The following is a 14,316-nucleotide window of genomic DNA, read 5'->3' as shown; positions in this document are numbered from 1 at the left end:
TGAAATTCGGCATTTTGACCTCAGCCTTCTTGTTAACAGACATCCGGTGCTGAAGCCGAGTTTTCGGCGTCCGGTCCGGTGACACGGGCCTGGGACCGGAGCTGATCCGTCACGCGTGCTGCAGACACCGGAACCTCCAGATGCGGCGGTGTTTGCAGCGGCTTCTGCTTGTGGACGAACGCGCGGCGCAAAGCGTGGTAGGGGGCGGCCGGGTCGGAGAAAGTCCGCCACATATGGGCCAGCTCCTCCTCCCGGAAGGCAGCGAGCGGCTTGAGACTCTCCTGGTGGTCCCGCTCGGCCTTCTTCGCAGCGATCCGCGGCTGCACCCCGGGGAGGGAAGCGAGGTGCCCGGCGAGCCGGGCGACCTCTGTGGTGAAGTCCTGCGGGGTGCACTCGACCAGTCGCTCGACGAGGCCCAGCCGCTGCGCGGCCGGCCCGCTCACAGGCAGGGCCTGACGCATCAGACGCCCTGCCACCGCCGAACCGACTCGGCGAGGCAGCGTGTACGTCCAGTACTCCGAGCCGTACAGGCCCATCAGCCGGTAGTGCGGATTCAGCACGGTGCCCGATCTGCACCACACCTCGTCCGCTGCCAGTGCGAGCATCGCCCCGCCCGCGGCGGCATGTCCGCCGACGGCAGCGACCACCAGCCGGTCCGTGGTCATCAGGACGGCCTCGACCAGGTCGTCGATGGCGTTGATGTTGGCCCAGGACTCCGCACCGGGGTCTTCGGCCGCCTCGATGACGTTGAGGTGGATGCCGTTGGAGAAGACCCGGCTGCCGCCGAGCACCAGCACTGACGTGGGACGCGAGCAGGCCTCCTGATAGGCCGCCAGCAGACGACGGCACTGGGTGGTGCTCATCGCGCCGCCGGCGAACGAGAACGAGAGGAAGCCGACGTTGCGCTCCTCCCGGTAGCTGATGTCGGTCCAGGTACGGCGATGCGCGTCCAGACGCAAGGGCGCGGGGCTCTCCGGCAAGGAGGGCAGCCGGCCGGCAAGCGCCTGAACGGCAGGCAGCTTGAACGTGGGGGGCTGCCCGGGCCTGCGCCGGGCCCGCAGCTCGGGAATCCACACGGCGCCGTCCGTCGTCGCACGGCAGACAGCTCCGGCTCGTGTGGCCAGAAGTTCGCCTGGATGCCCGCACAGCTCGTCCTCGGGGTGGCCCCCGTGCAAGTACCACTCGCCGCCCAGCAGTTCGTCGAGCACTCCGGGCTGCGAGTCCGCGGCCCGCAGCTTGCGGACGATCGTTTCGGTGGACTCCGACGCCCAGTCGATCCGCCGGACGCTCTGATCGAGATACGGCCGGGCTCGGCCGGTTCCTCCACTGCCTTGGCCGGTCTGCGCGCGAGGGGCGTACATCCCGGTGGCGAACCGTTCCACCGCCAGCATCACAGCAGTCACCGCCGCGTCGGACACCTCGCCGCGGTACAGGTCGCTCTTGGCTACCGGCGGCATCGGGCAGGCGGCAGCGGCCCACACGTCACCCGCGTCCATCTCCGCGTTGGCCTGCAGGACAGTCACACCCCAGTGGCCGACGTCCTCGTGAATCGCCCAGTCGAGGGACGAAGGCCCGCGGTCCCCGACGGGGCCGGGGTGGACGACGAGACACGTGTGCGCGGACCACACCTCGCGTGGGATCGCCGTCTTCAGTATCGGCGCGACGACGAGCTGCGGCTCATGACGACGTACGGCATCCGCCAAGGACGCTCCGTGCAGGGCGAGTTCCACCGCCACGGTGTGACCGTGATCCCTCAGTTCGGCGTGGAGTCGCTGCGTGAGGCTGTTGAACGCGGTGGCGACGAGCAGGATGTGCATGACAGGCCTCCCAGCGGTCAACGTCTTCGGCAGCGTCTCCCCGGCCGCCTGTGATCGTCGAATACACGGAACCGGCCATGGCGACGCCGAGCCACGGGGTCACCCAAAAGCGAACATGGCGACGGCCACCTGGCGGTTCGGGCCTTCTTGGCCTTCCCCCATGAAAGGCGCGCGCCGACACCGGTTGTGGCCGGCCTGCATGTCCTCGCGTGGTCGGGTAGGCAAGTCGTATGACTCTTCAGCATCCCGCTGATCGCGGTGGCGACAAGCGCACATGGTTCGCCCGGTTGGCGGAGCACGCCTCGAACTTCACCAGCTCGCCGGCCTTTTTCGGAGTGTGCTTGGCCTTGGTGGCCGTCGTCGTGACGGCCCATGCCATGAAACTTCCGGACGAGTGGCTGCTGCTCGCCGGAGAATCGATGACCGCCGTCACTCTGCTGCTTCTGGCCCTGCTCAAGAACTCGGAACGGAGAGCCGAGCACGCGATCCAGCGCAAGCTCGACGCCATCGCTGCCGCGCTGCTGGAGATGCAGGAGAAGAAACCCGGCCAGGCGCTCGAAAACCTCAGGAGCGCCATTCGTATGGAAGAGGAGACCTGAGGGACGGACTGGGTACGCCTGCGGACCGGCGACGCCGTCGTGAGCCTTCCCTGCACAATGCGCCATCGCCGAAGAGGGGCAGGCGCATCACGCCGCCTGCCACCTCACCCGATCCAGTTGTTGTCCCGGCAGCACCCGCAGCGGTGCGAACTCACGACCTCATGGTCAGTGGCGGCCGGGGATATCACCAAGGAGACTCGCTTCGCCCGGGACGGCACGACCCTGTGCGAGCAGACCACGGTGGCGGCCCCTGAGCAGGCCGCGAACCGGTACGCAACAGGCACGCTGACTGCCGGTCAGGACTCCTCGAAGTAGGCATCCAGGACAGCGTCGAGTTCCGCTGCCCACTCCTTGAGAAGGCTCCTGGCCGGGGCGTCAACCTCGGCGTCGAACCAACGGCGCGTCGTCAAGTGGACCGTGACGGTGAATCGACGCCCAAATCGGGCGGACTTCACCTCGACGGCACCGATCTCGTCCCACCGGAACTCGGCCTCCTCATCATCCAGTCGGAACCGGACCCCGTCGCGGTCCGCCCTGACCGAACCGCGGCGGTCTCTGACCTCGAAGACGGGGCCGCTCACTTCCTCTCCCGTCTCGCTGACGACACCCTCATCGTCGGTGGCGGGTACCTCCTCACTGACGGCCTCGTCAGACCTTCGCTCCTCGGTCTGCTCCGGGACTGGCTCTTCTGCCTCCTCCACCTCTGCCGTCCCGGCAGAGCGGGGGGCCGTGAGGCCAGGGATGTACGCCGGGTCTGTCCCGACGGCGTACTCGAGCGGAATGTTTGGATCTACGCGCTGCTCCACGACGGGCAGTATGGCCGATGAACCTGTGGGCAACCAGTGAACCCTGAGACGAGGGGCACTACTGGCTTCGGCCATGACCGAACCGGCGGCTTTTGGTTCGCGGTACAACTCTCACGACCGGTGCAGGAAGAGGTCCAGCTCGTCGCCGCCCGGAGGGTGAATCCCAGGCGGGCGTAGAGCCGCTGGGCGGGCAGGTTGGTCCGGGCGACGTTCAGGCAAGCAGCTCCGTCAGACGTACTCCGATGCGGCGTCCAGCAGCCAGTCCGCCAGGTAGCCGGCGAAGGACGAACGGACCAGCAACCAGAAACCGGCCCGGGGCTCGTCCCGTGCGACCAGCACTACCTGCGCGCGGGCCAGGGTGGTCTGGGCGCAGCGTCCGGGGCCGAAAGCACGTGGGTGCAGGTCCAGCGGGCAGCCGTGGGCCAGCAGGTCGCGGGCGCGGGGGCCCGTGACGAGCAGGGTGGTTCGCTGGGCCGAGACATCGGTGACCGATGCCGGTTCGTCGCCGGTAGCCGCCCTGATCTGGTCCTCCAGGCCCGACTGGCTGCCGGGCGGCCCGACGACGAGCCATTCGTCGGGGCCGAGCCAGACGGCGGCGCGGCCACCGGCGTGTACGACGGTGTCGGGTTCGAGGGGCAGTTGGAGACCCAGAGAAAGCCCGACGGCGTCAGCAGCCTGGCCCTTGGGGTCGAGCCGGACGTTGACCTGGGCCAGGAAGGGCAGTTCGGCCAGGCGGACGGCTCCTCCGGAGGCGCGGGTGGCCGCGGTGAGGCGTCCGGCGGCATGCGCCAAGGGGCTGTGGCGGGTTGCGGTGTCAGCCATCGCGGCGGGCTCCCTCGGGGTCGTAGAGGACGGGGCTTGCGACGGTCACCGGAACCAGACGGTCGCCCACGGGCGCGTACAACCGCTCGCCGATGCGCTCCCGGCCGCCCTTGATCAGGGCGAGTGCGAAGGTCCGGCCGAGCGCCGCGCTGTGGTAGCTGGAGGTGACATGGCCGAGCATCGGCACCGGCGGCTCGGGGAGCACGCTGTCGGCGACCAGCTGGGTGCCCTCGGGGAGGAAGGAGTCCGGGTCCTCGGGGAGCAGGCCGACGAGGTGCTTGCGGTCGCCACGTACGGTGTCGGCGCGTGCGTGGGAGCGCTTGCCGACGAAATCGGGCTTCTTCTTGGACACCGCCCAGCTCATGCCGAGGTCCTGCGGGGTGACCGTGCCGTCGGTGTCCTGGCCGATGATCGGATAGCCCTTCTCGGCGCGCAGCACGTGCATGGTCTCGGTGCCGTACGGGGTGATGCCGAACGGGCTCCCGGCCGCGTACAGCGCCTCCCACAGCGCGCGGGCGTCCCACGGCGACACGTTGATCTCGTAGGCCAGTTCGCCGGAGAAGCTGATCCGGCAGATGCGGGCCGGGATTTCGGCGACGGTCGTGTCGCGCCACGCCATGAAGGGGAAGTCGTCGTTCGCGACGGCCAGTTCAGGGGCGAGGCCGGCCAGCAGCTCGCGGGAGCGGGGGCCGACGAGGGCGACGGTGGCCCACTGCTCGGTGACGGAGGTGCAGTGGACGCGTAGTTCGGGCCACTCGGTCTGCAGCCATTCCTCCATCCAGTCCAGGACGGCGGCCGCATTGCCCGTCGTGGTGGTGACGAGGAAACGGTCCGCGGCGAGGCGGATGACGGTGCCGTCGTCGAAGACCATGCCGTCGAGGCGGCACATGACGCCGTAGCGGATCATGCCGACTTTGAGGGTGCTCATCATGTTGGTGTAGAGCCGGTCGAGAAGAACGGCGGCGTCCGGCCCCTGCACGTCGATCTTGCCGAGGGTGGAGGCGTCCATGAAGGCGACGCCCTCGCGGGCAGCGCGGCACTCACGGAGCACGGCGGCCTTCATGTCCTCGCCGTCCTGGGGGTAGTACCAGGGCCGCTTCCACTGACCGACGTTCTCGAAGAGCGCGCCATGCTCGACGTGCCACTCGTGCAGGGCGGTCACGCGCACAGGGTCATGGAGCGCGCCGCGGTCGCGGCCCGCGAGGGTGGCGAAGGAGACGGGGGTGTAGGGAGGGCGGAACGTCGTCGTGCCGAGGGCGGAGATGTCCACGCCCAGGAGCTGGGCGACGGTGCCGCTGGCGAGGACGCCGGACGTCTTGCCCTGGTCGTTGGCGGTACCGGCGGTGGTGTAGCGCTTGGTGTGCTCGACCGAGCGCATACCCGCGCCCGTCGCGCGGGCCAGGTCGTCGACGGTGACATCACGCTGAAGGTCGACGAAGCGGGGCGCGCCGGCGGCGCCGGGGACGACGAAGACCTGCATGGACGGGGACTGCGGTTCGCCGGCCGCAACCGGGAGCCCGGGGGCACCGACCCCGTAGCCCTCGGCCTCGATCGCGCGGGCGCCCGCCGCAGAGCCCTGAGCGAGAACGCCGGGCAGATCGAAGACGCCGGCAACGGAGCCCGCGGCCTCGACCGCCTGAGGGCATGAGTCGGGGACGAAGGTGCCGAGCGTCTCGTCGTACCGCAGCTTTCCGCCCGCCTGGCTGAACAGATGCGCGACAGGGTTCCACCCACCGGAGACCAGCAGCAGGTCGGCAGCGAACTCGCGCCCCGCCGGCTCTCCGTACGGGGCAACGGTCACCGCGGCGAGGCGTGCGTCGCCCTCGGTACCCGTCACGGCATGCCCGGCCAGCACCTCGATCCCGGCCTCCTGGGCGCGGCGCGCCCACTCCCCCGGTTCGGGTCGGGTGTCTACGACCGCCGCGATGTCCACGCCCGCCGCCGCCAGGTCGAGCGCGGCCGCGTAGGCGCTGTCGTTGGTGGTGAAGACGACGGCGCGACGGCCCGGCAGGACGCCGTAGCGGTTGGCGTACGTACGGGCCGAACCCGCCAGCATGACGCCGGGCCGGTCGTTGTCGGCGAAGGCCAGCGAGCGCTCATGGGCTCCGGTGGCCAGGACGACGCGGCGGGCGCGGATGCGCCAGACACGCTCGCGGGAGACATGCTCGGGGGCTTCGCCGCCGAGGTGGTTGGTGCGGCGTTCGACGGCGAGGACGTGATTGTCGTCGTAGTAGCCGAAGACGGTGGTGCGGCGCAGCACGCGAACCTCGGGCTCGGCACCGAGCCGCGCGCCCATCTCGGTTGCCCAGTCCAGGAGTTGGCCTGTTCCGAGGAGGCTGCCGCCCAGCTCGGGCTGGTCGTCGGCGAGGATGACACGCGCTCCGCTGCCGGCGGCGGCCGCCGCGGCCGCGAGTCCGGCCGGACCCGCGCCGACAACGAGCAGGTCGCAGTGGGCATGGACGGCGTCGTAGCGCGCGGGATCGGGCTCGGTGGCAAGCCGTCCCTGCCCGGGGAGGCTGCCGGCGACGAGCCCGTCGTACAGCTCCACAGCCGTCGCGGGCAGCATGGGCTCGGGGAACGGCTCCTCGATCTGGACGACCGCGTTGGGCTCCTCGACGCCGGCGGAGAAGATGCCGCGCGGTCGGCCGAGCTTGATGCTGGTGCCTGCCTGGATGATCCCGTTGGCGAGCAGGGCGGAGGCGAGGGTGTCGCCGCGGAAGCCTTCGTATGTCGTCCCGTCGAAGGTGAACGTGAGTGGTTCGTCCCGGGCTACGCGACCGCCCGTGGTGAGGCGGAGGGGCTGAGTGCCGGTGCCCGTGCCTGCGGCCTCGGGTGCCTGAGGTTTCGTCGCCGGGTGCGCGCCGGTGGCCAGGGAGTTCTCCCCCGCCCCGCCCCTTCCCGTGACCGGGGCTCCGCCCCGGACCCCGCTTCTCAAACGCGGGAGGGGCTCAAATTCCGTCGGACGGGCTGGATTCGGCTTCGGCTCGCCCGTCCTGTACACGTTCAGGATCTCGTTCGTCGCCGTATTTCGCACGGCGTTGAACCAGCGACGGCATCCGGCCGCATGGCTCCAGCGCTCCGCGAACGGACCCCTGGGGTTGTCGCGGAAGAAGACGTAGCGAGCCCACTCCTGGTCGGTCAGGGCGGCGGGGTCCTCGGGATAGGGCACGTGCGCCTGGCCGCCGTAGTGGAATTCGGCCTCGTCGCGGGGCCCGCACCAGGGGCATGGGATGAGCAGCATCGATTCGGCTCCCTAGTGGGCCACCGCGGCCGCGCCGTGCTCGTCGACGAGCGCGCCGGTGGTGAATCGGTCGAGCGAGAAGGGGGCGTTGAGGTGGTGGGGGGTGTCGTGGGCGATGGTGTGGGCGTAGACCCAGCCGACGCCCGGGGTGGCTTTGAAACCGCCGGTCCCCCAGCCGCAGTTGAGGTAGAGGTTGTCGACAGGGCTGAGCCCGACGATCGGCGAGGCGTCGGGGCTGACGTCGACGATGCCGCCCCAGGTACGCAGTACATGGGCACGGGCGAAGACCGGGAAGAGTTCCAGGGCGGCGGACATCTGATGCTCGATGATGTGGAAGGCGCCGCGCTGGGTGTAGGCGTTGTACGCGTCGATGCCCGCGCCCATCACCAGTTCGCCCTTGTGTGCCTGGCTGACGTACACATGCACCGCATTGGACATCACGACCGTGGGGTGCACCGGCTCCAGGAGCTCGGAGACCAGCGCCTGCAGCGGGTGGCTCTGCAGCGGCAGCTCGAAGCCCGCCATGGCTGCCAGTATCGAGGTGTGACCGGCCGAGCAGAGCGCCACCTTGCCGGCGGCGATCGGGCCGAGCGTGGTCTGCACGCCGACGACCCGCCCGCCCTGGATGTCGATGCCGGTGACTTCGCAGTTCTGGATGATGTCGATGCCCGCAGCGTCGGCGGAGCGCGCCAGCCCCCAGGCGACGTGATCGTGCTTGGCGATACCGGCCCGCGGCTGGTAGGTGCCGCCCATCACCGGATACCGCACGTCGGGTGAGATGTTGACGATGGGGCAGACGTCCTTGACCTGCTGCGGGTCCAGCCATTCGGCATCGACGCCGTTGAGCCGGTTGGCCTCGACACGGCGCACGCTGTCGCGGACATCCTGCAGGCTGTGGGCGAGGTTCAGCACACCGCGCTGGGAGAAGAGGATCGGGTAGTCCAGTTCGTCCGCCAGCCCCTCCCACAGCTTGAGGGCGTGCTCGTAGATTCCGGCGCTCTCGTCCCACAGATAGTTGGAACGGATGATGGTGGTGTTGCGGGCCATGTTGCCGCCCGCGAGCCAGCCCTTCTCCAGCACGGCCACATTGGTGATGCCGTGGTTCTTCGCCAGGTAGTGGGCGGTCGCGAGACCGTGTCCGCCGCCGCCCACGATCACCACGTCGTACGACCGCTTCGGCTCGGGCGTGCGCCACAGCCAGTCGGGGTGCTCGGGGAGGTCGGCGCCCGGGGTGCGGGGGCTCATCGGACGTCTCCTGAAAGGTGCGGGTACAGCGGGTGCTTGGCGGCCAGCGCCTGCGTACGGGCGCGGAGCGCGGCGACATCGGGCGCGGGCTGGAGGGCGAGCGCGATCACATCGGCGACCTCGGTGAAGTCCTCTTCGGTGAAGCCGCGGGTGGCCAGAGCGGGGGTGCCGATGCGCAGCCCCGAAGTGACCATGGGCGGGCGGGGATCGAAGGGGACGGCGTTGCGGTTGACGGTGATACCGATGTCGTGGAGCAGGTCTTCCGCCTGCTTCCCGTCCAGTTCCGACTCCCTGAGGTCGACCAGGACCAGATGGACATCGGTGCCGCCGGTGAGGACGCTGACTCCGGCCGCGGTCGCGTCCGGCTGCGTGAGCCGTTCGGCGAGGATGCGGGCGCCGGCCAGGGTGCGGGCCTGCCGCTCGGCGAACTCCGGCGACGCGGCGACCTTGAACGACACCGCCTTCGCTGCGATGACGTGCTCCAGCGGGCCGCCCTGCATTCCGGGGAACACCGCCGAGTTGATCTTCTTGGCGATGTCGGCCTCATTGGTGAGGATGACGCCGCCGCGCGGGCCGCCGAGCGTCTTGTGGGTGGTCGTGGTGGTGACATGGGCGTGCGGTACGGGACTGGGGTGCAGTCCGGCGGCCACGAGGCCCGCGAAGTGGGCCATGTCGACCATCAGATAGGCGCCCACCTCGTCGGCGATCCGCCGGAAGGCTTCGAAGTCCAGTTGTCGGGGATACGCCGACCAGCCCGCGATGATCATCTTGGGGCTGTGCTCCTTGGCGAGCCGCTCCACCTCGTCCATGTCGACCAGGTTGTCGGTCTCGTCCACGTGGTAGGGCACGACATTGAGCATCTTGCCGCTGTAGTTGATGCGCATGCCGTGGGTGAGGTGACCGCCGTGCGCGAGGTCGAGGCCGAGGATGGTGTCACCGGGCTTCAGCAGGGCGAAGTAGACGGCGGTGTTCGCCTGCGCGCCCGAGTGCGGCTGCACATTGGCGAATCCGGCGCCGAAGAGGGACTTGATCCGCTCGATGGCCAGCCGTTCGGTCACGTCGACGTGTTCACAGCCGCCGTAGTAGCGGCGACCCGGGTAGCCCTCGGCGTACTTGTTCGTCAGGACCGAACCCTGGGCCTCCATGACCGCCGAGGGGGCGAAGTTCTCCGACGCGATCATTTCGAGGGTGGACTGCTGGCGGTCCAGCTCCGCGGAGACGGCGGCGTGGACCTCCGGGTCCAGCTCGGCGAGCGGCGCGTTCAGCGTGTTCATGCGGCGTTCCTCTCGGCAGCCTCAACGACATTGGCGAGCAGCATCGCCCGCGTCATGGGTCCTACGCCGCCGGGCATGGGCGCGACCCAGCCGGCGACCGTGGCGGCATCGGGGTGCACGTCCCCGATCAGCCCTTCGTCGGTGCGGGTGATACCGACGTCGAGGACGACGGCACCGGGCCGAAGCATCTCGGGGGTGATCAGTCCGGGCGATCCGGCGGCCGCGATGACGATGTCCGCCTCGCGTACATGCCAGGCCAGACCGTTGGTCCCGGTGTGGCACAGCGTCACGGTGGCGTTCTCGGACCTGCGGGTGAGCAGCAGCCCGATCGGCCGTCCGACCGTGATGCCTCGCCCGATGACGCACACCCGCGCTCCGGCGAGGGGGACGTCGTGGCGGCGCAGCAGTTCCACGATGCCGCGCGGGGTGCAGGGCAGCGGGGCCTCGATGCCGAGAGCGAGGCGTCCGAGGCTGACGGGGTGCAGGCCATCGGCGTCCTTGGCCGGGTCCATGCGCTCCAGTACCGCGTTGGCGTCCAGGCCCCGCGGCAGCGGCAGTTGGACGATGTAGCCGGTGCAGGCGGGGTCGGCGTTGAGCTCGTCGATGACGGCCTCCACCTGCTCCTGCGTCGCGTCGGCGGGCAGTTCGCGCCGGATGGAGGCGATCCCGGCCTGTTCGCAGTCGCGGTGCTTACCGGCGACGTACGCGTGGCTGCCGGGGTCGTCGCCGACCAGTACGGTGCCGAGGCCCGGCGTGATTCCCCGCGCGGCCAGCTTGGCGACGCGCTCGGCGAGTTCGGTGCGGATCGCAGCCGCGGTACGGCGTCCGTCGAGGACCTTTGCGCTCACGGTGCTCCTCTTCTTACGGATGGGGGCTCAGCCGCGCAGGCGGGACATGGAGGGGTCGAACAGCGGCTCTTCGGCGACGACCGCTTCGACGCGCTGGTCGAAGTAGCCGATGTGCATGGTGCGGCCGGTCGTGGCGAGCTCGGCGGGCAGCCACGCATAGGCGATGCCCTTGCCGATCGTGTAGCCGTACGCGGCGCTGGTGACATAGCCGACGGGGCGGTCGCCGTCGTACACCGGCTCCTTCCCCATGACCACGGCCTGTGGGTCGTCGATGGTCAGACAGGTCAGGCGGCGCCGCACATCGGCCTTGCGCCGTTCCAGCGCGGCCTTGCCGATGAAGTCGTCCTTGTCGAGCTTGACGGCGAAGCCGACGCCCGCCTCGTAGGGGTCGTGCTCATAGGTCATGTCGGTGCCGAAGGAGCGGTAGCCCTTCTCGAGACGCAGACTGTTGAAGGCGCCACGGCCGGCGGCGATGCCGCCGAGGGGCTGGGCGGCCTGCCACAGGGTGTCCCAGAGTTTCTGGCCCATGTCGGCGGTGGTGTACAGCTCCCAGCCGCGTTCGCCGACGTACGACAGGCGCATCGCGGTGACGGGGACGGAACCGATGTGGGCGCGCTTGGCGCGGAAGTACTTCAGACCGTCGTTGGAGAAGTCCGAGTCGGCGAGCGGCTGGAGCACCTCGCGGGCCAGCGGGCCCCACAGACCGACGCAGCAGGTGCCGGCGGTGATGTCGCGTACCTGGACCGACCCGTCCGCCGGCAGGTGCCGGCCAAACCAGTCGAGGTCCAGGTTGCCGTTGGCGCCGACCTGGAAGTGGTCGCGGCCGAGACGGGCGACGGTGATGTCGCTGCGGATGCCGCCGTCTTCGTCCAGGAGCAGGGTGTACGTCACCGAGCCGACCGACTTGTCGACGTTGCCGGTGGACAGCCGCTGGAGGAACGCGGCCGCGCCACGTCCGGTGACTTCCAGGCGCTTGAGCGCGGTCATGTCGTACATCGCGACGGTCTCGCGCGTGGTCTGGGCCTCTGCGCCGACGATGGGCGACCAGTAGCGCGCCGCCCAGTCGTTGGGAGTGGGGATGGAACGCCCGGCTGCCAGGTGTTCGTTCGCTTCGTACCACTGGGGCCGCTCCCAGCCGGTGGCCTCCAGGAAGACGGCGCCGAGTTCCTGCTGACGGGCGTAGAAGGGGCTGGTGCGCAGGGGGCGTGGCGCGCCGGCCGGCTGGAGGGGGTGGAGGATGTCGTAGACCTCGACGAAGTTCTGGCAGTCGCGGGCCAGGACGTACTCCGGGGAGAGCTGATGCGGCTCGAAGCGGTTGACGTCGCACTCGTGCAGATCGAAGGACGAGCAGTGGCCGTCCACGAGCCATTCGGCCACCGCGCGGGCCACGCCGGCCGAGTGGGTGACCCACACGGCCTCGGCGACCCAGAAGCCCTTGACGTCAGGTGATTCGCCCAGCAGCGGCAGGCCGTCGGTGGTGAAGGAGAAGAGACCGTTGATGCCCTCTTCGATCTTGGCGTCGCGGGTCGCGGGCAGCAGTGCCTGTGTCTCGGCCCAGGCGTCGGCGAAGTCGTCCTCGGTGAACTTCATGACCGAGGGCATCTGCTCGGCTTCGTCCACCGAGGCGATGTCCTCCGGGTCGACCGGCATGGGCCGGTGGCCGTAGTAGCCGATGCCGATGCGGTCGAAGCGGTCGCGGTAGTACAGATCCGCGTCCTGGTGGCGCAGGATCGGCCGGACGGCCTCCTCGGCCTGGCCTTCCAGTGCGGGAACGGGACCGGTCCAGGCGAGCTGGTGGGCGAGCGGGGTGAGGGGCAGGTTCATGCCGACCATGCGGGCGATCTTCGGGCCCCAGATGCCCGCGCAGCACACGACGATGTCGGCGGGGATCTCGCCCTGGTCGGTGACGACTGCGCTGACCTCGCCCTCGCTGTGTACGACGTCGAGGACTTCGTGGCGGGCGAGGAAGCGTACGCCGCGCTCGGTGGCCCGCCGGATCTGGGCTTCGACGGCGAGCACCGCCTTGGCCAGGCCGTCGGTGGGGACCAGGAGGCCGCCGAGGACGCGTCCGGGGTCCACCAGCGGGTGCAGTTCGATGCACTCCTCGGGGCTCAGCAGCCGGGACTCGATGCCCCAGGCGGTGACCCAGCCGTGGCGGCGGTGCAACTCGATCAGGCGTTCCGGGGTGGTGGCCACCTCGAGTCCGCCCACCTGCAGGAAGCAGGGCTCTCCGTCGACGTCGAGGCTGCAGAACTTCTCGACGGTGTAGCGGGCGAGCTCGGTCATGGTCTTCGAGGAGTTCGTCTGGAAGACCAGCCCCGGCGCATGGGACGACGACCCGCCTGTGGCGGGGAGGGGCCCCTGGTCGACGACCGTGATGTCGGTCCAGCCCGCGAAGGACAGTTCGTCCGCGAGCGCCGCTCCCACGACGCCCGCTCCGATGATGACCACTCGGGGTCCCGCCATCGCCGCACCTCCGCCTTTAAGCAGTTAAGTTGCTGTCAGCGCAACATGCTTCAGGTTGCGCAACTCACGATGCCGGTCGCCGAGGGTGGGTGTCAAGGGGCCTTCACGGCCGTAACCGGGGCAAAAAAACAGCCGTGCCCGGCGGGCTGTCACGGCAGCCCGCCGGGCACGGTCAACGCTCCCGGCCCCTCCTGTGGATCAGCTCTTCTTGAGCCAGAAATCAACCTTGTCGCGGTTGGCGTCCACCCACTTCTTGGCCGCCGCCTCCGGCGTCATCTTGTCCTCGGCGATGTACTTGGCCACGAGGTTCTGGTCCGAGTTGGTCCAGGTGAAGTTCTTGACGAGGTCATAGGCAGGACTGCCCGAGTCGGCGAACTTCTTGCTGACGATCTTGTCCAGCTCGTATTCGGGGTAGTCGCAGGCGACCTTCTCCGCGTCGGCGTCGCAGCCGTCCTTGTACGCCGGCAGATTCACCTTCACCAGCTCGACCTCCGACATGAACCACTGCGGCGCGTAGAAGTATCCGATCACCCAGGACTTCTTGGCCTCGGCCTGTCTGAACGCCTGGATGAGCGCCGCCTCGCTGCCACCGTAGACGACCTTGTAATCCAGCTTGAGATTCTTCACCAGTGCGGCGTCGTTCGTGACGAACGACGGATCGCCGTCGAGGAACTGGCCCTTGGCACCCGACTCCGACGTCTTGAAATTGGCGGCGTATTTGTTGAGGTTCTTCCAGTCGGTGATGTCCGGGTGCTCCTTGGCCAGCCACGGCGGCACGAACCAGCCGATGACGCCCGTGTTGCCGGTCGCGCCGGCCTCCACGGCGGTCTTCTGGTCGCTGATGTACTTCTTCTTCAGGTCGTCGTGGCCCCAGTTCTCGACGACGGCGTCCACCTCGCCGGTGCCGAAGCCCTGCCAGGCGACCTCTTCCTTGAGGTCCTTCTTGGTCACCTGACACTTGAGGTCATTCTCGGCGACATACGCGATGACCGCCGCGTTGGCCTCGTAACCGACCCAGGGGTTGATCGCGAGGTTGAACGTGCCGCACTTGCCGGCGCCCCCCGCCTTGTCCGATCCCGACTCGCCGACCTTGGCGCCGCCGCAGGCGGTGAGCGCGGCGAGGCTCAGCGCCGCCAGCCCGGCCACCGCGGCCCGCCGTCTCGCGGGCCGCGACTGCCCAATGAAGTTTCCGATCATT

The 14,316-nt window shown here is 69.3% G+C and carries 10 protein-coding genes; 1 reads left to right on the top strand and 9 read right to left on the bottom strand.

Translation table 11 applies throughout. The features are described 5' to 3' along the window. Positions 1-32 precede the first annotated feature (32 nt). On the bottom strand, positions 33-1,817 hold the full coding sequence (locus ACFYXH_RS21095; RefSeq protein WP_389564974.1) for an enoyl-CoA hydratase-related protein: 1,785 nt from the start codon (positions 1,815-1,817) through the stop codon (positions 33-35). A 230-nt stretch (positions 1,818-2,047) separates the two neighbouring features. Between ACFYXH_RS21095 and ACFYXH_RS21090 the strand changes: the two genes are divergently transcribed. Continuing rightward, complete coding sequence (locus tag ACFYXH_RS21090) at positions 2,048-2,416, top strand: low affinity iron permease family protein (protein WP_389564971.1); 369 nt, start codon at positions 2,048-2,050, stop codon at positions 2,414-2,416. 296 nt (positions 2,417-2,712) lie between these two features. On the opposite strand, the gene ACFYXH_RS21085 is transcribed toward ACFYXH_RS21090, so the two are convergent. The 8 genes from ACFYXH_RS21085 to ACFYXH_RS21050 form a co-directional block, all read right to left on the bottom strand. After that, positions 2,713-3,222, bottom strand: coding sequence for a hypothetical protein (locus tag ACFYXH_RS21085; protein ID WP_389564968.1), 510 nt, complete (start codon positions 3,220-3,222; stop codon positions 2,713-2,715). Positions 3,223-3,450: 228 nt separating this feature from the next. Beyond that, a complete protein-coding gene (locus ACFYXH_RS21080; protein ID WP_389564965.1) occupies positions 3,451-4,044 on the bottom strand; it encodes a sarcosine oxidase subunit gamma in 594 nt (197 codons plus the stop codon). Next, entirely contained in the window at positions 4,037-7,285 is a 3,249-nt protein-coding gene (locus ACFYXH_RS21075; protein WP_389564962.1) for a sarcosine oxidase subunit delta family protein, read from the bottom strand. Before ACFYXH_RS21075 ends, ACFYXH_RS21080 begins: the two co-directional genes overlap by 8 nt. Before the next feature lie 12 nt (positions 7,286-7,297). Further along, complete coding sequence (locus tag ACFYXH_RS21070) at positions 7,298-8,530, bottom strand: sarcosine oxidase subunit beta family protein (RefSeq protein WP_389564959.1); 1,233 nt, start codon at positions 8,528-8,530, stop codon at positions 7,298-7,300. Continuing rightward, on the bottom strand, positions 8,527-9,804 hold the full coding sequence (gene glyA, locus ACFYXH_RS21065; protein WP_389564957.1) for a serine hydroxymethyltransferase: 1,278 nt from the start codon (positions 9,802-9,804) through the stop codon (positions 8,527-8,529). Before glyA ends, ACFYXH_RS21070 begins: the two co-directional genes overlap by 4 nt. Then, positions 9,801-10,652, bottom strand: a complete 852-nt coding sequence (locus ACFYXH_RS21060; protein ID WP_389564954.1) for a bifunctional methylenetetrahydrofolate dehydrogenase/methenyltetrahydrofolate cyclohydrolase — start codon at positions 10,650-10,652, stop codon at positions 9,801-9,803. The genes glyA and ACFYXH_RS21060 overlap by 4 nt, the downstream gene beginning before the upstream one ends. A 27-nt stretch (positions 10,653-10,679) precedes the next feature. Further along, positions 10,680-13,118 carry an FAD-dependent oxidoreductase gene (locus ACFYXH_RS21055; RefSeq protein ID WP_389564951.1) on the bottom strand — a complete coding sequence of 813 codons (2,439 nt, stop codon included), beginning with the start codon at positions 13,116-13,118 and terminating at the stop codon, positions 10,680-10,682. Between the two features lie 198 nt (positions 13,119-13,316). Next, a complete protein-coding gene (locus ACFYXH_RS21050; RefSeq protein WP_389564948.1) occupies positions 13,317-14,315 on the bottom strand; it encodes an ABC transporter substrate-binding protein in 999 nt (332 codons plus the stop codon). Position 14,316 lies beyond the last annotated feature (1 nt).

It is taken from the genome of Streptomyces sp. NPDC002730 (assembly GCF_042888805.1).
Taxonomy (GTDB): domain Bacteria; phylum Actinomycetota; class Actinomycetes; order Streptomycetales; family Streptomycetaceae; genus Streptomyces.
The sequence above is the reverse complement of the archived record's forward strand: the minus strand, read 5'-3'. Positions and strand labels throughout refer to the sequence as shown.